General features: G+C 56.2%; 18 protein-coding genes and 1 other RNA gene. 11 read left to right on the top strand and 8 right to left on the bottom strand.

Annotated elements, in window-relative coordinates; genetic code table 11:
• Positions 1-4: 4 nt before the first annotated feature.
• The 3 genes from dnaJ to grpE all read right to left on the bottom strand — a co-directional run bounded on the left by dnaJ (position 5) and on the right by grpE (position 4,035).
• The gene (gene dnaJ / locus HBN68_RS17095) at positions 5-1,129 is read right to left on the bottom strand and encodes a molecular chaperone DnaJ (RefSeq protein WP_047277553.1); all 1,125 of its coding nucleotides are present in this window, start codon (positions 1,127-1,129) and stop codon (positions 5-7) included.
• A gap of 321 nt (positions 1,130-1,450) precedes the next feature.
• Complete coding sequence (gene dnaK / locus HBN68_RS17090) at positions 1,451-3,367, bottom strand: molecular chaperone DnaK (RefSeq protein ID WP_169965406.1); 1,917 nt, start codon at positions 3,365-3,367, stop codon at positions 1,451-1,453.
• Between the two features lie 101 nt (positions 3,368-3,468).
• Positions 3,469-4,035 carry a nucleotide exchange factor GrpE gene (gene grpE / locus HBN68_RS17085; protein WP_169965408.1) on the bottom strand — a complete coding sequence of 189 codons (567 nt, stop codon included), beginning with the start codon at positions 4,033-4,035 and terminating at the stop codon, positions 3,469-3,471.
• A gap of 254 nt (positions 4,036-4,289) precedes the next feature.
• Here grpE and recN point away from each other — a divergent pair, with 254 nt between their 5' ends.
• Positions 4,290-5,972 (top strand): DNA repair protein RecN, encoded by a 1,683-nt coding sequence (gene recN / locus HBN68_RS17080; protein WP_169965410.1) that lies wholly within the window; start codon positions 4,290-4,292, stop codon positions 5,970-5,972.
• A gap of 86 nt (positions 5,973-6,058) precedes the next feature.
• Here recN and fur read toward each other — a convergent pair whose 3' ends face one another.
• Positions 6,059-6,472 carry a ferric iron uptake transcriptional regulator gene (fur, locus tag HBN68_RS17075; RefSeq protein WP_047277561.1) on the bottom strand — a complete coding sequence of 138 codons (414 nt, stop codon included), beginning with the start codon at positions 6,470-6,472 and terminating at the stop codon, positions 6,059-6,061.
• 98 nt (positions 6,473-6,570) lie between these two features.
• On the opposite strand from fur, the gene HBN68_RS17070 reads away from it, so the two are divergent.
• On the top strand, positions 6,571-7,092 hold the full coding sequence (locus HBN68_RS17070; protein ID WP_094993157.1) for an outer membrane protein assembly factor BamE: 522 nt from the start codon (positions 6,571-6,573) through the stop codon (positions 7,090-7,092).
• Positions 7,093-7,144: 52 nt separating this feature from the next.
• On the opposite strand, the gene HBN68_RS17065 is transcribed toward HBN68_RS17070, so the two are convergent.
• The 3 genes from HBN68_RS17065 to HBN68_RS17055 are packed head-to-tail and all read right to left on the bottom strand — an operon-like array spanning position 7,145 to position 9,303.
• Positions 7,145-7,465 carry an RnfH family protein gene (locus HBN68_RS17065; RefSeq protein WP_169965412.1) on the bottom strand — a complete coding sequence of 107 codons (321 nt, stop codon included), beginning with the start codon at positions 7,463-7,465 and terminating at the stop codon, positions 7,145-7,147.
• The gene (locus tag HBN68_RS17060) at positions 7,458-7,892 is read right to left on the bottom strand and encodes a type II toxin-antitoxin system RatA family toxin (protein ID WP_094993159.1); all 435 of its coding nucleotides are present in this window, start codon (positions 7,890-7,892) and stop codon (positions 7,458-7,460) included. Before HBN68_RS17060 ends, HBN68_RS17065 begins: the two co-directional genes overlap by 8 nt.
• A gap of 7 nt (positions 7,893-7,899) precedes the next feature.
• Positions 7,900-9,303 (bottom strand): sodium-dependent transporter, encoded by a 1,404-nt coding sequence (locus HBN68_RS17055; protein ID WP_094993160.1) that lies wholly within the window; start codon positions 9,301-9,303, stop codon positions 7,900-7,902.
• Positions 9,304-9,419: 116 nt separating this feature from the next.
• Between HBN68_RS17055 and smpB the strand changes: the two genes are divergently transcribed.
• Positions 9,420-9,902 carry an SsrA-binding protein SmpB gene (smpB, locus tag HBN68_RS17050; RefSeq protein ID WP_016783457.1) on the top strand — a complete coding sequence of 161 codons (483 nt, stop codon included), beginning with the start codon at positions 9,420-9,422 and terminating at the stop codon, positions 9,900-9,902.
• Positions 9,903-9,996: 94 nt separating this feature from the next.
• Here smpB and HBN68_RS17045 read toward each other — a convergent pair whose 3' ends face one another.
• Positions 9,997-10,764 (bottom strand): GntR family transcriptional regulator, encoded by a 768-nt coding sequence (locus HBN68_RS17045; RefSeq protein ID WP_169965414.1) that lies wholly within the window; start codon positions 10,762-10,764, stop codon positions 9,997-9,999.
• A gap of 259 nt (positions 10,765-11,023) precedes the next feature.
• On the opposite strand from HBN68_RS17045, the gene HBN68_RS17040 reads away from it, so the two are divergent.
• The 8 genes from HBN68_RS17040 to ssrA all read left to right on the top strand — a co-directional run bounded on the left by HBN68_RS17040 (position 11,024) and on the right by ssrA (position 19,765).
• Entirely contained in the window at positions 11,024-12,718 is a 1,695-nt protein-coding gene (locus tag HBN68_RS17040) for a lactate permease LctP family transporter (protein ID WP_169965416.1), read from the top strand.
• Positions 12,719-12,841: 123 nt separating this feature from the next.
• Positions 12,842-13,666, top strand: a complete 825-nt coding sequence (locus HBN68_RS17035) for a (Fe-S)-binding protein (protein ID WP_094993163.1) — start codon at positions 12,842-12,844, stop codon at positions 13,664-13,666.
• A complete protein-coding gene (locus HBN68_RS17030; protein ID WP_094993164.1) occupies positions 13,663-15,120 on the top strand; it encodes a LutB/LldF family L-lactate oxidation iron-sulfur protein in 1,458 nt (485 codons plus the stop codon). Before HBN68_RS17035 ends, HBN68_RS17030 begins: the two co-directional genes overlap by 4 nt.
• Positions 15,120-15,791 carry a lactate utilization protein gene (locus HBN68_RS17025; protein WP_169965418.1) on the top strand — a complete coding sequence of 224 codons (672 nt, stop codon included), beginning with the start codon at positions 15,120-15,122 and terminating at the stop codon, positions 15,789-15,791. The genes HBN68_RS17030 and HBN68_RS17025 overlap by 1 nt, the downstream gene beginning before the upstream one ends.
• Positions 15,788-18,604, top strand: a complete 2,817-nt coding sequence (locus HBN68_RS17020; protein ID WP_169965420.1) for an FAD-binding and (Fe-S)-binding domain-containing protein — start codon at positions 15,788-15,790, stop codon at positions 18,602-18,604. Before HBN68_RS17025 ends, HBN68_RS17020 begins: the two co-directional genes overlap by 4 nt.
• Positions 18,605-18,713: 109 nt before the next feature.
• On the top strand, positions 18,714-18,899 hold the full coding sequence (locus HBN68_RS17015; protein ID WP_169965422.1) for a hypothetical protein: 186 nt from the start codon (positions 18,714-18,716) through the stop codon (positions 18,897-18,899).
• 111 nt (positions 18,900-19,010) lie between these two features.
• Positions 19,011-19,301 (top strand): hypothetical protein, encoded by a 291-nt coding sequence (locus HBN68_RS17010; protein ID WP_094993168.1) that lies wholly within the window; start codon positions 19,011-19,013, stop codon positions 19,299-19,301.
• 72 nt (positions 19,302-19,373) lie between these two features.
• Positions 19,374-19,765, top strand: a transfer-messenger RNA (tmRNA) gene (gene ssrA, locus HBN68_RS17005).
• The last annotated feature ends 43 nt before the right edge of the window (positions 19,766-19,808 follow it).

Below are 19,808 nucleotides of genomic sequence, written 5' to 3'. Positions count from 1 at the left end.
CCCCTTACAAATCGCCGAAGAAGCGTTTCACGCCTTCAAACCAGCCTGTGGCATTCGGCGAATGACTGCTATCACCTTCGAGGGTAGTTCGGAACTCTTCCATCAGCTCGCGCTGGCGACGACTCAATTTGACAGGCGTTTCAACCACAACGCGACACATCAAATCACCGGCACCACCACCACGCACTGGAGCAACACCCTTGCCGCGCAGGCGGAACTGCTTGCCGGTCTGAGTACCTTCCGGAATTTTCAGCTTGACCCGACCATCCAGCGTCGGCACTTCAAGCTCAGCACCTAGCGCGGCATCTGCCACGCTGATTGGCACTTCGCAGAAGAGATGCTTGCCATCGCGCTGAAAAATCGCGTGCTCGCGCACATCGATCACCACATAAAGGTCGCCGGTAGGGCCACCTTGAACGCCCGCCTCACCTTCACCGGAAAGACGAATACGGTCACCTGTATCCACGCCAGCAGGCACTTTTACAGAAAGGGTTTTGTACTCTTCTACACGACCCGCACCGTGACAACTGTCGCAAGGGTCGGAGATGATCTTGCCTTGGCCATGGCAGCGCGGACAGGTCTGCTGCACAGCAAAGAAACCCTGCTGCATGCGAACTTGACCAATGCCGCCACACGTCGGGCACGTGACGGGCGATGAACCCTTCTTGGCTCCCGAGCCATCGCACGGCTTGCAATTAACTTGCGTCGGAACACGGATATTGACGGTTGTACCGCGAACAGCCTCTTCCAGGTCCAGCTCCAGCGTATAGCGCAAATCGCTACCGCGCTGAGCACCACCCCGGGAGCCGCCACGACCACCACCAAAGAAATCACTGAACACATCCCCGAAAATATCGGAGAAATTCTGCCCACCAAAACCACCACCGCCGCCACCCATCTGCGGGTCTACGCCAGCATGGCCATACTGATCGTAAGCAGCACGCTTGCTTGAATCCGAGAGGACTTCATAGGCCTCATTGGCCTCTTTGAAAAGCTCTTCAGAAGCCTTGTCGTCTGGATTGCGATCCGGGTGATGCTTCATTGCTAAACGGCGATAAGCTTTTTTCAGCTCTACCTCGGTAGAGGTGCGCTCAACACCCAAAATTTCGTAATAGTCGCGCTTTGCCATAATTCTTTGCACTCTCAAGGACGTTCGGCAAAACCCTCCCGAGCCTCACCAAACCCGCCAAGCCCGATAGAGATCAGTCTCGACTCACGTCTTTTTCAACGATTTTGGTTTCTGATTAACAGCCAATGCGTTGGCCGACAGGAGCGGTAACTACAGGCCGAAATACAAGAAGGTTTCGAGCCAGACCGCCAGCACCCGACCTTGTCGCATGCTGTAAAAATTCTTCAACTCCAGACACGCCAACGCGGGAGCTAGCTCCCGCGCGGCGACATCCTACCAGTCACCGCATGTGCACGGTCAACCGGCCGACAAACAAGCTAATTACTTGTTGTCTTTTACTTCTTCAAACTCAGCGTCGACAACGTCGTCAGCTTTTTCAGCCGAGTCAGCTGGCTTGGACGCAGCGTCCGCAGGGTTCGCTTGCTCGGCGTACATCTTCTGAGCAACCGGAGCCGACACTTTGGACAGCTCTTCAACCTTGGCGTCGATAGCGGCTTTGTCATCGCCCTTAACAGCAGCTTCAAGAGCAACTACAGCGGCTTCGATCGCTGCTTTCTCTTCCTCGGTAACCTTGTCGCCAGCATCAGCGATCATTTTACGAGTCGAGTGAACCAGCGCGTCGCCCTGGTTACGTGCAGCGGCCAGCTCTTCGAACTTGCGGTCTTCTTCAGCGTTGACCTCAGCATCACGCACCATCTGAGCAATCTCTTCCTCGGACAGACCCGAGTTAGCCTTGATCACGATGGACTGAGACTTGCCAGTCGCCTTGTCTTTCGCACTTACGTTCAAAATGCCGTTGGCATCGATATCGAAAGTCACTTCGATCTGAGGCACGCCACGTGGAGCTGGTGGAATGTCAGCCAAGTCGAATTTACCCAACGACTTGTTCTGAGCCGCTTGCTTACGCTCACCTTGAAGCACGTGAATGGTTACCGCGCCCTGGTTATCGTCTGCAGTCGAGAACACTTGCGATTTCTTGGTAGGAATCGTGGTGTTTTTCTCGATCAGAGGCGTCATCACGCCGCCCATGGTTTCGATACCCAACGTCAGCGGGCTTACGTCCAGCAACAGTACATCTTTAACATCACCCGCCAAAACCGCGCCCTGAATAGCAGCACCCATGGCAACCGCTTCGTCCGGGTTCACGTCTTTACGTGCTTCTTTGCCAAAGAACTCAGTTACCAGCTTCTGCACCAATGGCATACGGGTCTGACCACCAACCAGAATGACATCGTTGATAGCACCCACATCAATGCCGGCATCTTTCAACGCCAGACGGCAAGGCTCGATTGTGCGCTGAACCAGATCTTCAACCAGCGATTCCAACTTGGCGCGAGAGATCTTCACGTTCAAGTGCTTAGGACCAGCGGCATCTGCAGTGATGTAAGGCAGATTCACGTCAGTCGACTGGCTCGAAGACAGTTCGATTTTGGCTTTTTCAGCAGCTTCTTTCAGACGCTGCATCGCCAGCGGGTCACCTTTAAGGTTCATGCCGCTTTCTTTCTTGAACTCGTCAACCAGGTAGTCGATCAGACGGATATCGAAGTCTTCACCACCCAGGAACGTGTCACCATTGGTTGCCAGCACTTCAAACTGATGCTCGCCATCAACTTCAGCAATTTCAATTACCGACACGTCGAATGTACCGCCACCCAAGTCATAAACGATGACAGTGTGGTCGCCCTTCGCTTTGTCCATACCGTAAGCCAGAGCAGCTGCGGTAGGTTCGTTGATGATGCGTTTTACGTCCAGACCAGCAATACGGCCCGCGTCTTTGGTTGCCTGACGCTGGCTGTCGTTGAAGTAAGCCGGAACGGTAATAACCGCTTCAGTCACTGGCTCGCCGAGGTAGTCTTCGGCGGTTTTCTTCATTTTTTTCAGGATTTCAGCCGAAATTTGTGGCGGAGCCATTTTTTGGCCGTTCACTTCAACCCAAGCATCGCCATTGTCTGCCTTGACGATTTTGTAAGGCACCATCTGGATGTCTTTCTGTACAACTTCTTCATCAAAACGACGACCGATCAGACGCTTCACCGCGTACAGGGTGTTATGCGGATTGGTCACTGCCTGACGCTTGGCCGACTGGCCAACCAAAATTTCGCCGTCGTTGGCGTACGCAATGATCGAAGGCGTAGTACGCGCGCCTTCTGCGTTTTCAATCACTTTGGCCTTGCCGTTTTCCAGAACAGACACACACGAGTTGGTGGTGCCCAAGTCAATACCGATAATTCTGCCCATGTTAACTCTCCCTAAATTTGAATTTTTTTGCCGCAGCAGTAATGACCAACTGCGGCATTAATTAAACGCTTGACTTCTAAATGGGGGCCTTGCGACCGATTTCAAGCCTGCTCATCAATTGAAGGCGAAACCGGTGCCGGCGCCTTGCTTACCACGACCATCGCCGGGCGCAACAGGCGGCCATTGAGTTGATAACCCTTTTGGAACACCTTAAGAACGCTATTGGGCTCAACGTCAGCACTTTCTTGCATGGCCATCGCCTGATGATGCTCGGCATTGAACGGTTCGCCGTGCGGATCAATGGCCTCCAGTCGATAACGCTTCAGGGTGTCCTGGAACATTTTGAGCGTCAGCTCGATACCTTCACGCATCGGTCGAATGCTCTCGTCATCAGGGCTCGACAGTTCAAGCCCACGTTCCAGGCTGTCGATCACTGGCAACAGATCGCCAGCAAATTTTTCCAGAGCAAATTTATGTGCTTTCTCAACGTCCTGCTCGGCACGGCGGCGGACGTTCTGCAGATCGGCAGCTACACGCAGAGCCTGATCATTGGCGGCTGCCAGTTGCTCTTCAAGCACCTGCACACGGGCTACCAGATCTTCGCCTGATGCATCGGCGGCCTGATTAGCATCTTGGTTCTGCGTATCCATAGTCTGTTCGTCTGCCATAGATTTCTCCTTTCAAACTTTGTCCGCGAATTCGAGTTCGCGCTTGTGCCAAGGTATATGGGGTCGCAATTCTCAGGTTCAAGAGCCAGAAAAACGGAAGGTATGAGTTATCTCAATCAAGCGCACGCTCTACCAAAAAACCAAACGACCTAAAAAATAGCAAATGCGGTGTAAATCGAACTAAGCCTGCCCATTGTCAGCCCGCTCAAAAACACTGTATAAATAACCAGACATTACGTTTTGGAGCGGCCCCCATGCTGGTGCACCTGTCCGTACACAACTACGCCATCGTTGAACATCTCGATCTGGAACTCGATCGCGGTATGAGTGTAATCACTGGCGAAACCGGCGCCGGCAAATCGATCATGCTCGATGCCCTGGGGTTAACGCTGGGCGACCGCGCGGACAGTGGTGTCGTGCGTCCTGGCGCAGACAAGGCAGACATTCTCGCCACTTTCGATTTGCAAGAAATCCCCGAAGCACAAGCATGGCTGGCCGAACGGGATCTCGAGAATGACGGCCCCTGCATTCTGCGGCGAGTCATTACCAGCGAGGGACGTTCCCGTGGCTATATCAACGGCACGCCTTGTCCACAAGGCGACCTCAAAGCCCTTGGCGAGCTGTTGATCGACATTCATAGCCAACATGAACATCAATCGCTGCTAAAACCCGAAACACACCGTCGGTTGCTTGATGAATTTGCAGGCGCGACCGACTTGGCCCGACAGGTACAGCTCGCGGCACAACGCTGGCGTCAAACCAAACAAGAATTTGAGCATCTTTCCAACTCTGGCGATGAGCAGCAAGCTCGCCATCAGTTGCTCAGCTATCAACTCGAAGAGCTAGACAACCTGGCGCTTGCTGAAAATGAGCTGGAAGAGCTGGAGCAGGAACACAAAAGCCTTACCAATGCCGAAGCTTTACTTTCAATTTGCCGCCAAGTGGTCGAGCAATGCAGTGAAAGCGACTCCGGCAATGTGCTTAACACGCTCACCGGCAGCCTCAATCGCTTGGCCAGTGTCAACAACAATACCAGCGCACTGAACGAAGCTTCTGATTTGCTTGCCAGTGCCCAGATCCAGGTTGAAGAAGCAGTCGGTGAGCTGAATCGCTTTCTCGACCACTTCGATGCTGACCCGCGTCGCCTGCAATATTTGGAGGAGCGTCTCGACTCCATCTATACCATGGCACGCAAACATCGCGTTCAACCTGCCGAGGTCTATGCCCTGCAACAAAAATTGATGGATGAGCTGGAAACGCTGAACGCCAATGATGAATCCATCGAAAGGCTGGCCACTGAGCTGACAGCGTTTGCACGTCATTATCAAGAATGCGCGCGTGAACTCAGCAACATTCGCACTCAGGCCGCTACGCGCCTGGGCAGCGCTGTAGAAGAAGAAATTCAGCGCCTCGGCATGCCGGGAGGTCGTTTCGTCATTGAATTAAAGCCGCAAAACAGTACCGACCCACAGCCTTTCGGCCTGGAACACGTCGAACTGCTGGTCAGCGCAAACCCCGGACAGCCGCTCAAAGCGCTGGCCAAAGTAGCGTCTGGCGGTGAACTGTCACGTATCAGCTTGGCTATTCAGGTAATCACCGCGCAAACCTCACGCGTTCCGACTCTGGTCTTCGACGAAGTGGACGTGGGTATTGGCGGCCCTACAGCCGAGATTGTAGGTCAACTGCTACGCCGCCTCGGCGACCGCGGTCAAGTCTTGACCGTCACACACTTGCCTCAAGTCGCTGCGCAGTGCCACCAGCATCTTTTCGTGCACAAAGTTAGGGACAGCGAGGCTACGCGTACAGCGGTATCCAAACTGAGTCAAAAAGAGCGCGTGGAAGAGGTTGCGCGCATGCTGGGCGGCATCGATCTGACCAAAGAGTCTTTGGCGCACGCGAAGAAAATGGTCGTATCAGCAAAAAATCAGGCAGCTTAACGACGAACGGTCATCCCCCAGAAAGCACGAAGGCGACCCTTGGGTCGCCTTCGATCGTTTCACGAACCTGAATTCGCGTGCCTTGCTTACTTGGTTTTCTTACGTACGTAGAGAACCAAGTTGTGATCCACCAGCTCAACGCCATGTTTCTCGGCGATTGCGTGCTGCAGCTTCTCGATGTCTTCATCGAAAAACTCAATCACTTCTCCGCTTTCAACGTTGACCATATGGTCGTGGTGGCCACCGTCAGCATCTGCTAACTCGAACACCGCATGACCGCCATCGAAATTGTGGCGAATCACCAGCCCGGCGGACTCGAACTGGGTCAGCACACGATAAACCGTGGCCAGACCGACGTCCTCGCCTGCCTGCATAAGTGCCTTGTAAACATCCTCGGCACTCATGTGACGCTGATCAGCAGAATCAAGCATTTGTAGAATTTTGACTCGCGGCAGAGTCACCTTAAGTCCGGCCTTACGTAGTTCGCTATTTTCAACCATGGTTAGCTTTCTCGCGGAAGCCGCTTCGCAGCTTCTCTTAATACGGGTATGATCGGCGTTTACGTTGTCCCAGCCAAGATAGTGGAAGTCGCCCACCGATGCAAAACACCAAGCTCTTGCTAACCAGTTTCACCTTTGTGGGACTGCTCGCACTCGCCGGTTGTTCATTCCCCGGGGTTTACAAAATCGACATCCAGCAGGGCAATGTCGTCACGCAGGACATGATAAACCAGTTACGCCCGGGAATGACCCGCCGGCAAGTGCGGTTTATCATGGGGAACGCCCTGCTGACCGATACATTCCATCCGGATCGTTGGGATTACTTGTATAGCCTCCAACCAGGCGGCGGTGAACGCCAACAGGAACGCGTCAGCGTGTTCTTCAATGAAAACGACCAGCTCGTCAGCTTGTCAGGCGACTTCATGCCTGGCGTCAGCAAAGACGAAGCCATTCTCGGCAAAGACGGCGGCGCAAATGTGACCACGCCGGCTGCTCCAACCGAGAAGAGTGAGGTCCCGGCCAAGCCTGGATCGTTGCTGGATCAAATCCAGAAGGATGTCGACGGAGTCGAAACAGTGCCTGTCCCGACTCCAGAACCTCTGGATACAACCGAACAATAAGCGTTCGGTACAAAAAAGCCCGGCGTGCCGGGCTTTTTGTTGTCAGCGAAAACTATGAGGAAGGGTTAAGGCGCTTGGCCTCTGCCGCTCTCGCAGCACGTTGACGACGAATTTCTTTGGGATCAGCCACAAGCGGTTGATAAATTTCCACTCGATCACCGGCTTCCAACACTCGGTCTTCAGGGGCATTAATTTGTTTACCGAAGATTCCAACCGGGCAATTTGCCAAATCAAGTTCCGGGAACGCTTCACTCAAGCCCGACGCTAAAACGGCTGAGCGCACGCTGGTGCCTTTAGCAACAGTCAGCGCCAGTAGACGCTGTCGCTCGACCGAAGCGTACACCACCTCAATGGCAATCATAGACTCAGCCATACAGTTGCTTGGCGCGTTGGCAGAACGCATCCACCAAGGTGTTGGCCGCCTGATTGAACAAGGGTCCCAGTGTGGCTTTGACTAGCGCGCCCGCGTAGTCAAACGTCATGTCCAGGCTGATCTTGCAGGCTTTTTCGCCCAACGGTTTGAAGACCCACACACCATGCAGCTTGGTGAACGGCCCCTCCTCCAGGTTCATCTCGATCGACTGGCCCGGCACCAGCGTATTGCGCGTCACAAAGTGCTGGCTCAAGCCGCCCTTTGCCACGCCCAGACTGGCGCGCATGAGCACCTCCGTACGTTCAAGGATCTCGGCCGAGGAGCACCACGGCAAAAACTCGGGGTACTTGGCCACATCATTGACCAAGTCATACAAAGCCTGCGCGGGATAAGGCAACAAGGCGGAGCGTTGAATATGGGTAGTCATGTCAGCGTTACTTCCACAGCTGGGCGGCAAACACGATCAGGATGCCGAGTGGCGCCACATAGCGCATCAAAAAAAGAGTCAAGGCGAACAACACCGGGCTGCGCATCGACAACTCGTCGCGAACCGCACCACGGCCCATGATCCAGCCCGCAAAGACTACGAAACACAGTCCACCCAAAGGCAGCATGATACGCGAGGTGAGGAAATCGACGACACCAAAGAAGTCAAGACCATGCTCCGCACCCCATTGGTAGAGGCGAAAACCGGATTCTTCGTTCACGAAAAATTTGGCCTGCTTCCAGATATTGAACGAGAACACCGTACCCAATCCGACAAACCAGCAACTGAACGCCAGCCAGAAAGTGACCCACAAACGACGGATTTTGGTTCGCTCTACCAGATAAGCCACCATTGGTTCGAGCAGGGAAATGGCCGAACTCCAGGCCGCAACAGCCACCAGCACAAAAAACACCACCCCCATCAATTGGCCAAACGCCACGTTGCCAAACGCAAAAGGCAACGTGACAAACATCAGTCCCGGTCCTTCACTGGGGTTCAAACCCGATGCAAACACAATTGGAAACAATGCCAGCCCAGCGAGCAATGAGACAAACGTATCGATCAACGCCACGCCTACAACCGTCCCTGATATCGACGCATTCTTCGGCATATAAGCACCGTAGATCATGATCGAACCCACACCCACACTGAGGGAAAAAAACGCATGCCCCATCGCGGCGAGCAAACCGTCCATCACGCGATCAGGGTTGAAGTCGAACATAAAATGCACGCCTTCCATGAAATGCCCGGTGGTCATGCTGTACCCGAGCAACACCAACAGCAGCACAAACAGAATCGGCATCATGATGCGCAAACTGCGCTCAAGCCCAGCCACTACGCCTTTGGCAATCACATAGGCAGAAAGCAACATAAACGCGGTATGCCAGAAGGTCAGCCGCCACGGATCAGCGATGACGTGACCGAAATACGCCCCCACCTGATCGGCCGTCGCGCCCTGAAAATCGCCCTTGCCCATATTGAGGATGTAATCCAGCGACCAACCGCCGACCACACTGTAAAAAGATAGAATCAGTAATGCCGTAATCATCCCGGCGAAAGCCCACCAAGACCATCGCGCCGAATGGCCTGCCTCCACCGCCAGTACCTTCAAGGCATTTGCCGGACTAAGCCGCGCGCGCCGCCCGATCAACGTTTCAGCCAGCATGACCGGGACACCGATCAGCGCGATACAGGCCAAAAACACCAGCACAAACGCACCACCCCCATAGACGCCAACCATGTAGGGGAATTTCCAGATACTGCCCAAACCCACGGCAGAACCGGTCGCAGCGAGAATAAAGACCCAACGGCTTGCCCAACTGCCGTGGACAGAAACCTTGTCTGTCGACATCGTTACTACGCCCAACCGATAAAAAAGAGGGCGCATTGTCCGGGATTCAACCTACGCGCTCAAGCACGCAGGTGCCCGTAGCCGACTTGCTCGCAACTGCCTATAATGCCGCCCCTATGGCTAAACAGAAGAAACACCCCACAGGGACCATCGCGCAGAACAAAAAGGCGCGACACGATTACTTCATCGAACATCGGTTCGAGGCTGGTCTGGTCCTGGCCGGCTGGGAAGTAAAAAGTCTGCGTGCAGGCAAGGCACAGTTAGTCGACAGCTACGTGCTTCTCAAGGACGGTGAAGCCTGGTTGCTCGGCAGCCACATCGCCCCACTGACGACCGCCAGCACGCACGTTATTGCCGACCCGACGCGCAGCCGCAAACTGCTGCTCAACAAGCGCGAGCTTGAAAAGCTGTTTGCCTCGGTGCAGCAGAAGGGTTACGCCTGCGTCTGCCTCTCGCTTTACTGGAGCAAACACTTGATCAAGTGTGAAATTGCCCTGGGTAAAGGCAAGAAGGAATACGACAAGCGTCATACCGAACGCGAGCGCGACTCCGATCGCGAGCTGCAACGCGCGGTACGCAACAAGGGCAAGGAAGACTAACCCTCTTCGACTGCCTACCAGCTCGCGATGAGCCCAACCCGACTATCAGGGTGACCTCAATCGCGAGCGTTGTTGTTGCTGAAGGTTTTACCCCTCACAAACCATTGCGCCGCTCAGCACGCGCTGTGCGCTGAACTTCCTGACGTACCTCCTCCAAGACTTCCTGCACATACATCAGATGCCGACTGGACACCTCTCGTGCATCCTCAGCCCGCCCTTCAATAATCGCCAGGTACAATTCGCGATGTTGACTGATGAGCATGTCTCGCGTTTCGCTGCGCTGCTTGTACATCCCGCCGATATTGGTCACCACGTTGCGCTTGAGCAAATCAAACAACCCACGAATCGTGTGTAACAACACCGCGTTATGGCTCGCCTCGGCAATCGCCAAGTGAAAACTCGCGTCAGCCTCGCCCTCTTCGGCACGACTGACCTCATCGACCCGCGTGTAACAATCTTGCAACCGTTCAAACGCCATGCGCAGACGCTCACGGTCCACGTCCGTGGCACGTAGGGCGGCATAAAACGCGCAGGACGCTTCCAGCGTATGCCGAAACTCCAACAAGTCGCGTTGCGCCTCGGGGTTGCTTTCAAGCAGTTGCAACAAGGGGTCACTGAAGGTCGACCCCAGTGACGTCGCGACATAATTGCCACCACCCTGGCGACTGACCAGCAACCCCTTGGCCGACAATTTTTGGATCGCTTCGCGCAACGACGGGCGCGACACCCCGAATTGTTCAGCCAACGCACGCTCGGCCGGTAAGCGCTCGCCCGACTTCAACGTGCCCTCAAGGATCATGCCCTCAAGCTGCTCGACAATATCGTCAGACAAACGGCGCTGACGAATCTGATCAAACCCCATAACTCTCTCCACCCTCCCGACCACACGCCGGAGGCCGCCATTCTCGCTGATTAGCGCACTTCAGACACCTGCCAGACGCAAACGCAAACACCCCATCAGATGCCATGGCAACGTTTTGTCAGACAAAAGATTTAGGGCGGCAAATTGACACATCCCTCATAAGGCTTTTAACCTAGCCGACAGCGGTTGTAAATTGGTAATACCAATTAGCCAAGCGCGACCAGCAGCAACGACCAATAACAATTAGGGGCCACCCCATATGCAAACCTGGCAACAGCTCTATAGTCCGCTCGGCAGCCTCGGCCTGTCCGCACTCGCCGCCGTCGTCCCGATCGTATTCTTCTTTCTGGCTCTGGCCGTGTTCCGTCTCAAAGGGCACGTCGCCGGCAGCATCACGCTTGCTCTGTCGATTCTGGTGGCGATTTTCGCCTTCCAGATGCCTGTCGACATGGCCTTCGCAGCAGCGGGCTATGGATTTGCCTACGGCCTCTGGCCAATTGCATGGATCATCGTTGCCGCGGTGTTCCTCTACAAACTCACCGTAAAAAGCGGTCAATTCGAAATTATCCGCAGCTCCGTCCTGTCGATCACCGATGACCAGCGCCTGCAAGTGCTGTTGATTGGCTTCTGCTTCGGCGCGTTCCTTGAAGGTGCAGCCGGTTTCGGTGCCCCGGTCGCGATTACTGCCGCGCTGCTGGTTGGCCTGGGGTTCAACCCGCTGTACGCCGCGGGCCTGTGCCTGATCGCCAACACCGCACCGGTCGCGTTCGGCGCGCTGGGCATTCCGATCATAGTGGCGGGTCAAGTAACGGGCATCGACGCCTTCAAAATCGGCGCCATGGCCGGTCGTCAACTGCCGCTGCTGTCACTGTTCGTACCATTCTGGCTAGTGTTCATGATGGACGGCCTGCGTGGCGTGCGCGAAACCTGGCCTGCATCACTGGTGGCCGGTCTGAGTTTCGCCGTGACCCAGTACTTCACCTCCAACTTCATTGGCCCCGAGCTGCCGGACATCACCTCAGCCCTCGCCAGCCTGGTCAGCCTGACCCTGTTTCTGAAAGTCTGGCAGCCTAAACGTACCGCAGGTGCGCAGATTGCGGGCGTCACTTCGGACGTTATCGTGACTGCCAGCGCAGGTGGTTTCGGCAAACCAAGCAACCTGCTGGCATCGCCTTACAGCCTGATGCAAATTCTGAAAGCGTGGTCCCCATTCCTGATCCTGACCGTGCTGGTCACCATCTGGACACTAAAACCGTTCAAGGCCATGTTCTCGCCAGGCGGCGCGATGTACGGCTGGGTGTTCAACTTTGCGATCCCGCACCTCGACCAACTGGTGATCAAAACGGCTCCAATCGTCAATGCACCGACCGCCATTGCTGCCGTGTTCAAACTCGACCCGATATCCGCGACCGGCACTGCGATTTTCTTCTCGGCGCTAATCTCGATGCTGGTGTTGAAAATCGACGTCAAGACTGGTCTGACCACTTTGAAAGAGACATTCTTCGAACTGCGCTGGCCAATCTTGTCCATCGGCATGGTGCTGGCCTTCGCTTTCGTCACCAATTACTCGGGCATGTCCTCGACCATGGCACTTGTATTGGCCGGTACGGGCGCTGCCTTCCCGTTCTTCTCGCCGTTTCTTGGCTGGCTGGGCGTATTCCTGACAGGCTCCGACACGTCGTCCAACGCCCTGTTCAGCTCGCTGCAAGCCACCACCGCGCACCAGATCGGTGTCAGCGATACCTTGATGGTGGCCGCCAACACCAGCGGCGGCGTAACCGGAAAAATGATCTCACCGCAGTCGATCGCCGTCGCCTGTGCGGCGACCGGCCTGGTGGGTAAAGAATCCGACTTGTTCCGCTTCACCCTGAAACACAGCCTGTTTTTCGCCACCATTGTGGGGTTGATCACGCTGGCTCAAGCCTACTGGTTCACCGGCATGCTGGTGCACTAATAGGTCTATGGTTATCGCACGTTAAAATCGCCGGGGTACGCCCCGGCGACAGCCATTCACGACCCGGTCTGCCTGGCTTCTACGCTTGGCGGACACAAAACCGGGACCACCCGGAGACGCCTGATGAGCGAGCTTTTCTACAACGCCGTGCCCAACGCGACCCGTGTCGCACCGCCCCTGCCTGTTCCACGCATTTATCCCACGCAAAAACCGGCCAAGGTTTACCTGTTTGGCACTTGCGTAGTCGACCTGTTCTTCCCCGAAGCCGGCATGGACGCGATTCACCTGCTGGAACGCGAAGGCATTGAAGTGGACTACCCGCAAGGGCAAAGCTGTTGCGGCCAACCGGCCTACACTTCGGGTTACACCGAACAGGCGCGCGCCGTCGCTCGCTCACAACTCGCCCTGTTTGCCGAGGACTACCCGGTCGTGGTGCCGTCCGGCTCCTGCGCGGGCATGTTGCGCGAGCACTATGAAGACTTGTTCAAAGACGAACCCGAGACCCTGAAGCGCGTTCACGCCCTGGCCGAACGTACCTTCGAACTCACCGAATTCCTGCTGTTCGTGTGCAAGGTCCAATTCAAGGACCACGGCGCACCAGTCAAAGTCGCACTGCACACCTCCTGCTCTGCACGGCGCGAAATGAACACCCACCTGCACGGCCGCGAAATGCTGGCCCAATTGAGCAACGTTGAACGCATCGACCATAGCCATGAAAGTGAATGCTGCGGCTTTGGTGGGACATTCAGCGTGCGTATGCCGGATATTTCCGGGGCGATGGTGGCCGACAAGACCCGCTCCCTGATTGAAACCGGCGCGCATCAAGTGCTGACCGCCGACTGCGGCTGCCTGATGAACATCAACGGCTCACTGGAAAAACAAAAACAATCCCTGCGTGGCCAGCACCTGGCCAGTTTCTTGTGGCAGCGCACCGGAGGTGAACAATGAGCACCAGCACACTGATCCCGACTGTCGCCGTCGAAGAGGACTTCCGCGAGCGCGCCCACGAAGCCTTGGCTGACAAACAACTGAGAAATAACTTTCGCAGTGCCATGGACTCTTTGATGACCAAACGCGCCGTGGCCTTCAGTGATGCTCACGAACGCGAACACCTGCGCGCCCTGGGCAATGCCATCCGCGCCCGCGCCTTATCCAAACTGCCCGACCTGCTGGAACGCCTGGAAGCCAACTTGACCCGCAACGGTGTGCAAGTGCATTGGGCCGAGACCGTCGAGGAAGCGAACGAGATCGTCTTGTCGATTGCCCGTCGCCGTGCGGCCAAGCAAGTGATCAAAGGCAAATCGATGGTCAGCGAAGAGATGGAAATGAACCACGTGCTCGGCGCCCAAGGCATTGAATGCCTGGAATCTGACATGGGTGAGTACATCGTTCAGCTCGATAACGAAAAGCCATCCCACATCATCATGCCCGCGATCCATAAAAACGCCGGGCAAGTAGCCGACTTGTTTCACAACAAACTCGGCGTGGAATACACCAAGGACGTCGACCAACTGATCCAGATTGGCCGACGTGTACTGCGACAAAAATTCTTTGAAGCGGACATCGGGGTTTCCGGCGTGAACTTCGCCGTGGCCGAAACCGGCACCTTGCTGCTCGTTGAAAACGAAGGCAACGGCCGTATGTCGACCACTGTGCCGCCCGTGCACATCGCGGTGACCGGTATCGAAAAAGTCGTCGAAAACTTGCGCGATGTGGTGCCGCTAGTGTCGCTGCTGACCCGCTCGGCCCTTGGCCAGCCCATCACCACTTACGTCAACATGATCTCCGGCCCGCGCAAACCCGGCGAGCTCGACGGCCCCGAAGAGGTGCACCTGGTATTGCTGGATAACGGCCGTAGCCAGGCGTTTGCCGACAGTGAACTGCGCCAGACGCTCAATTGCATTCGGTGTGGTGCCTGCATGAATCACTGCCCGGTTTACACGCGCATTGGTGGTCATGCCTACGGCGAGGTGTACCCCGGTCCTATCGGCGCGATCATCACACCGCACATGGTCGGGCTGGCCAAAGTGCCCGATCACCCAAGTGCGTCTTCTCTTTGCGGCGCCTGCGGCGAGGTCTGCCCGGTCAAAATTCCTATCCCGGCCTTGCTGCGTCGCCTGCGGGAAGAAAACGTCAAAGCGCCAGACACCCAGCCACGTATCATGCGTGGTCAGGGCAGCAAGTACTCGCGTAAGGAGCGCTTCATCTGGAACGCCTGGGCCAAACTCAATAGCTCGCCCAACCTCTACCGTTTGTTCCTGAAAGCCGCCACCCGCCTGCGCGGATTGACGCCGAACAATGTAGGACCATGGACCCAAAACCACAGCGCCCCAAAACCCGCTGCCCGCTCGCTGCATGACATGGCCCGCGAGCACTTGGCGAAAAAGTCGGGAGACCAGTGATGAGCGCCAAACACAACATCCTTACTAAATTGCGTAAAAGCCTGACAGGAACAACACCTGTGGCTGACAACTTTGACGAAGTTCTGGTGACGCAACCCTGGACCTACACCCCCGAACAGCGCATCCCGCAACTGCGCAAGTTGATGGAAGCGGTGCACACCGAAATTCACCTAAGCACCGAGCAGGGCTGGCCTGCCCTGTTGGCGCAATTGGTCACCGACCGTCAGCTGCCGAGCCTGCTGATCGCCCCGACGACGCCACACGGGCAAAAAGTGGCGGCACATTGGGCGCAAAATCCCGCACTACCTGCACTCAAAGCCTACGATCGTCGAGTAGAGGAATGGAAAGACGAGCTGTTCAATGACACGCCCGCCAGCCTGACCACCACCTTGGGCGCCATTGCCGCCACCGGCAGCCTGATCCTGTGGCCCACGCCCGAAGAACCACGCTTGATGAGCCTGGTGCCGCCCGTGCATTTCGCTCTGCTCAAGGCCAGTCAAATCCGCGACAACTTCTATCACGTGCAGCGTGAAATGAACTGGGCCGCAGGCATGCCGACCAATGCCTTGCTGGTGTCCGGCCCTTCAAAAACCGCCGACATCGAGCAAGTGCTGGCCTATGGCGCCCATGGCCCGAAAGATCTGGTGGTGTTGATCCTGGAGGACGCATGAGCCTGCCCGCTACGTTTATGCGCGACGCCGAATGTCTGATCCCGCACGACCGGCGCTTCACCGATGCCTTGTCGACGCTGGCATTCGGCACCGACGCGAGCTTCTACCGATTGATTCCGAAACTGGTCGTTCGGGTTGAATCCGAAGATGAAGTGGTTGAACTGTTGCGTTTAGCGAGGCGCGACAACGTTTCGGTGACCTTCCGCGCAGCGGGCACCAGTTTGTCCGGCCAGGCTATTAGCGACTCGGTGCTGATCGTGCTCGGGGATAACTGGAATGCTAAAGAAATTCGCAGTCAGGGCATGCAAATCCGTTTGCAGCCAGGTGTGATTGGCGCCCAGGCTAACGCGTGGCTGGCGCCGTTCGGGCGCAAGATCGGCCCCGACCCGGCTTCGATCAATGCGTGCAAAATTGGCGGCATTGTCGCCAATAACGCCAGCGGCATGTGCTGCGGCACGGCGCAAAATACTTACCACACGCTGGCGGGCATGCGCGTTGTGCTAGCCGACGGCACGCGCATCGACACCGAGGATGCAGCCAGTGTTGCCGCCTTTCGTCAAAGCCATGGTGCCATGCTCGAACACCTTGAGACATTGGCCCGCGAAACCCGCGCAAACACTGAATTGGCTGCAAAAATCCGCCATAAATACCGCCTGAAAAACACCACCGGACTGTCGCTCAACGCCTTGGTGGATTTTGACGACCCGCTGGATATCCTCAGCCACGTGTTGGTGGGCAGCGAAGGCACCCTCGGTTTTATCAGCGCGGTGACCTACGACACCGTTATTGATCACCCGCACAAAGCGTCGGCGCTGATCGTGTTTCCGGACGTGGAAACCTGCTGTAACGCTGTAACTGTGTTGAAAAGCCAACCCGTTTCTGCCGTTGAACTGCTCGATCGCCGCAGCCTGCGTTCTGTGCAGGACAAACCCGGCATGCCGGCGTTCGTACAGCAACTGTCGAACAATGCTTGCGCACTGCTGATCGAATCTCGCGCAGCCACGCAGACGTTATTGCACGAGCAGTTGGCGCACATCATGGGCTCACTGTCGGCATTCCCTGTCGAGAAGCAAGTCGATTTCACCGAAGACCCGGCCGAAAACGCCAAACTGTGGGCGATTCGCAAAGATACCTTCCCCGCCGTAGGCGCTGTGCGCAAAACCGGCACCACAGTGATCATCGAAGACGTAACCTTCCCCGTCGAACAATTGGCCATCGGCGTAAACCGTCTGATTGAGCTGTTCGACAAGCATCACTACGATGAAGCGATCCTTTTCGGACACGCGCTGGAAGGCAATCTGCACTTCGTCTTCACCCAAGGCTTCAACAGCCCAGAAGAAGTCGCACGCTACCAAGCGTTCATGGATGACGTGGCACAGTTGGTCGCCGTAGAGTTCGGCGGCTCGCTCAAGGCTGAACATGGCACCGGCCGCAACATGGCGCCCTTCGTGGAGCTGGAATGGGGCAGCGATGCCTATCAACTGATGTGGTCGCTCAAACGCTTGCTCGACCCGCAGGGCATTCTCAACCCGGATGTGGTGCTCAGCGAAGACCCGCAAATCCACCTCAAACACCTCAAGCCGCTGCCCGCCGCTGACGAGATTGTGGATAAGTGCATTGAGTGCGGTTTTTGCGAACCGGTCTGCCCGTCTAAAGGTTTGACCCTCAGCCCGCGCCAACGAATCGTGATCTGGCGTGACATTCAGGCCAAAAAACGCGCCGACGTGGACACCCGCGAGCTGGAAAAAGCCTACGAATACCAAGGCATCGACACTTGCGCCGCAACCGGTTTGTGCGCCCAACGCTGCCCGGTCGGTATCAACACGGGCGAGCTGGTGAAGAAACTGCGCGCGCGCAAAGCCGATCACACCAAGACCGCCGACTGGCTGGGCAACCACTTCGCGACCACGCTGCAAGGTGCGCGCTTCACGCTGCATGTAGCCAATGGCGCGCGCATGATGCTGGGTGCGCCGCGTCTTGCCAGGTTGTCTGCCACGCTGACCAGGGCCAGCAAAGGGCGCGTTCCCCTGTGGACCAATGCCATGCCGCAACCTGAGCAGGCGATACGTTTCGCCCCGCCGGTCAAAGATGCGCGCCCGCGCGTGGTCTATTTGGCCGCATGCGTATCCCGCGTCATGGGCCCTGCAGCGGGCGACCGCGAGCAAATGTCGCTCCTGGATAAAACCCGCGGCCTTTTGGAAAAAGCCGGTTACCAAGTGGTGTTCCCGGACAACCTGGACAGCCTGTGTTGCGGCCAGCCGTTTGCCTCAAAAGGGTACGCCGAACAGGCCGAACACAAACGTCAGGAACTGATCGGCGCCCTACTCCACGCCAGCCGTGGCGGGCTTGATCCGATCTACTGCGACACCAGCCCGTGCACCCTGCGGCTGGTGCAAGACCTGGGCGAAACCCGCCTCGACCTGTACGACCCGGTGCGGTTTATTCGCACTCACCTTGTGGATAAGTTGCGCTTCACCCCGCAAGCAGCGCCGATTGCCGTGCACGTCACGTGCAGCACGCAACACTTGGGCGAAAGTCAGGCCCTGATCGACATTGCGCGGTTGTGCAGCCAAGAGGTCGTCATCCCTGAAGGCATTCACTGCTGTGGCTTTGCGGGTGATAAAGGCTTTACCACCCCGGAGCTGAACGCCCACTCGCTGCGCACCTTGAAAGACGCGGTGCAGCAGTGCAGCGAGGGAATCTCCACCAGCCGTACGTGCGAGATTGGTCTGACACAACATGGCGGCATCGACTACCACGGATTGGTGTATCTGGTGGATCGAGTAACCACCGCCAAAACGCTACAGCACTAGGGAATCAGGTCAAAACGAGACGCGCCTGCTTGCACTTAGGCGCGTCCTGCTCTTTACGTGGCCAAACTGCCCACCGATTTGTCGACCCTGCTCTCTGGTCAAATCCACCATGCACTTTACCGACAACACCAAACGGCGCGTGTGCCTGCTCAAACCATTTCCTGCCTCACTCGCCGAAGCGCTCTGCGCATCGGTGTGTAAAACTCAAAAAAATGCGCCTGCCGCTCAAGAACAACCCTTGGCAGGAAAGCCCTTTTGTACGCACAAAAAAATTAATCGGATGATGGCCAAATAAAAGCAGAACCCTTGAGCCCGGCTATAGTCAATTGGCTTGAGCCCCACTGTTTTGGGCTTATAACCGAGCCCGGAGACACCGGGCCTAACGTGTGCACAAGGAGTTTTCCCCATGAAACGTACCGCGCTTGCTGGCCTTTTTGTGGCTGCTGCAATGTTGGCCTCTCCGGTGTTCGCCAATGAGCCCGCAAAAGATGACCTGTGCGCCATCAACTTGCAGAAAATCAATGACGCGATGGCAACCTCGGGTGAGACCAGCGAAAACACCAGTGACGACATCAAGACCGGCGTTGAGAAAGCCAAGGCCGAACAGGCCAAGGGTGACAACGAGGCTTGCATCTCCACAACCTCCCAGTTGCTCCAGCGTATCCAGAACATCAACAAAGGTGGCGAAAGCAAATAAGCCTTGAGGTTGGCCTTCTGCGTCAGATTGGCGTAGACTCCGCAAGCTTGCTGGTTATACACAGCAAGCATCGGGGCCGTTTAGGATTCGACGCCGGTTGCGAAACTCTAGGTGCATGCCGAGTTGGTAACAGAACTCGTAAATCCACTGTTGCAACTTTCTATAGTTGCCAATGACGAAACCTACGAGGGTCAAGCTCTCGCAGCGTAAGCTGCCTTAGCCATCCTCCTGGCACCTTCGGGTCCAGCAATCACTAGGGGATGCCTGTAAACCTGAAGTGATTGTCATATAGAACAGGATCGCCGTGCAGTACGTTGTGGACGAAGCGGCTAAAACTTACACAACTCGCCCAAAGCACCCTGCCCTTCGGGTCGCTGAGGGTTAACTTAATAGAAACGGCTAAGCATGTAGTACCGACAGCGGAGTACTGGCGGACGGGGGTTCAAATCCCCCCGGCTCCACCAATTTGTCTTCCCAGGAAGACCCAAGAAAGCCGTAAAGCCTAGA

The sequence above is a fragment of the Pseudomonas sp. WS 5078 genome (genome assembly GCF_012985745.1).
Classification (GTDB): Bacteria; Pseudomonadota; Gammaproteobacteria; order Pseudomonadales; family Pseudomonadaceae; genus Aquipseudomonas; species Aquipseudomonas lundensis_A.
Note: the sequence above shows the minus strand (reverse complement) of the source record. Positions and strands in the feature narration are given on the sequence as shown.

Excerpts from the sequence above, each read along its gene's own strand:
- HBN68_RS17040 (WP_169965416.1), top strand. The coding sequence starts at position 11,024 with ATGCAAACCTGGCAACAGCTCTATAGTCCGCTCGGCAGCCTCGGCCTG.
- dnaK (WP_169965406.1), bottom strand. The coding sequence starts at position 3,367 with ATGGGCAGAATTATCGGTATTGACTTGGGCACCACCAACTCGTGTGTG.
- dnaJ (WP_047277553.1), bottom strand. The coding sequence starts at position 1,129 with ATGGCAAAGCGCGACTATTACGAAATTTTGGGTGTTGAGCGCACCTCT.
- fur (WP_047277561.1), bottom strand. The coding sequence starts at position 6,472 with ATGGTTGAAAATAGCGAACTACGTAAGGCCGGACTTAAGGTGACTCTG.
- HBN68_RS17015 (WP_169965422.1), top strand. The coding sequence starts at position 18,714 with ATGCACTTTACCGACAACACCAAACGGCGCGTGTGCCTGCTCAAACCA.
- HBN68_RS17030 (WP_094993164.1), top strand. The coding sequence starts at position 13,663 with ATGAGCACCAGCACACTGATCCCGACTGTCGCCGTCGAAGAGGACTTC.
- HBN68_RS17060 (WP_094993159.1), bottom strand. The coding sequence starts at position 7,892 with ATGACTACCCATATTCAACGCTCCGCCTTGTTGCCTTATCCCGCGCAG.
- smpB (WP_016783457.1), top strand. The coding sequence starts at position 9,420 with ATGGCTAAACAGAAGAAACACCCCACAGGGACCATCGCGCAGAACAAA.
- recN (WP_169965410.1), top strand. The coding sequence starts at position 4,290 with ATGCTGGTGCACCTGTCCGTACACAACTACGCCATCGTTGAACATCTC.
- HBN68_RS17070 (WP_094993157.1), top strand. The coding sequence starts at position 6,571 with ATGCAAAACACCAAGCTCTTGCTAACCAGTTTCACCTTTGTGGGACTG.
- HBN68_RS17055 (WP_094993160.1), bottom strand. The coding sequence starts at position 9,303 with ATGTCGACAGACAAGGTTTCTGTCCACGGCAGTTGGGCAAGCCGTTGG.
- HBN68_RS17065 (WP_169965412.1), bottom strand. The coding sequence starts at position 7,465 with ATGGCTGAGTCTATGATTGCCATTGAGGTGGTGTACGCTTCGGTCGAG.
- HBN68_RS17035 (WP_094993163.1), top strand. The coding sequence starts at position 12,842 with ATGAGCGAGCTTTTCTACAACGCCGTGCCCAACGCGACCCGTGTCGCA.
- HBN68_RS17020 (WP_169965420.1), top strand. The coding sequence starts at position 15,788 with ATGAGCCTGCCCGCTACGTTTATGCGCGACGCCGAATGTCTGATCCCG.
- HBN68_RS17045 (WP_169965414.1), bottom strand. The coding sequence starts at position 10,764 with ATGGGGTTTGATCAGATTCGTCAGCGCCGTTTGTCTGACGATATTGTC.
- HBN68_RS17025 (WP_169965418.1), top strand. The coding sequence starts at position 15,120 with ATGAGCGCCAAACACAACATCCTTACTAAATTGCGTAAAAGCCTGACA.
- HBN68_RS17010 (WP_094993168.1), top strand. The coding sequence starts at position 19,011 with ATGAAACGTACCGCGCTTGCTGGCCTTTTTGTGGCTGCTGCAATGTTG.
- grpE (WP_169965408.1), bottom strand. The coding sequence starts at position 4,035 with ATGGCAGACGAACAGACTATGGATACGCAGAACCAAGATGCTAATCAG.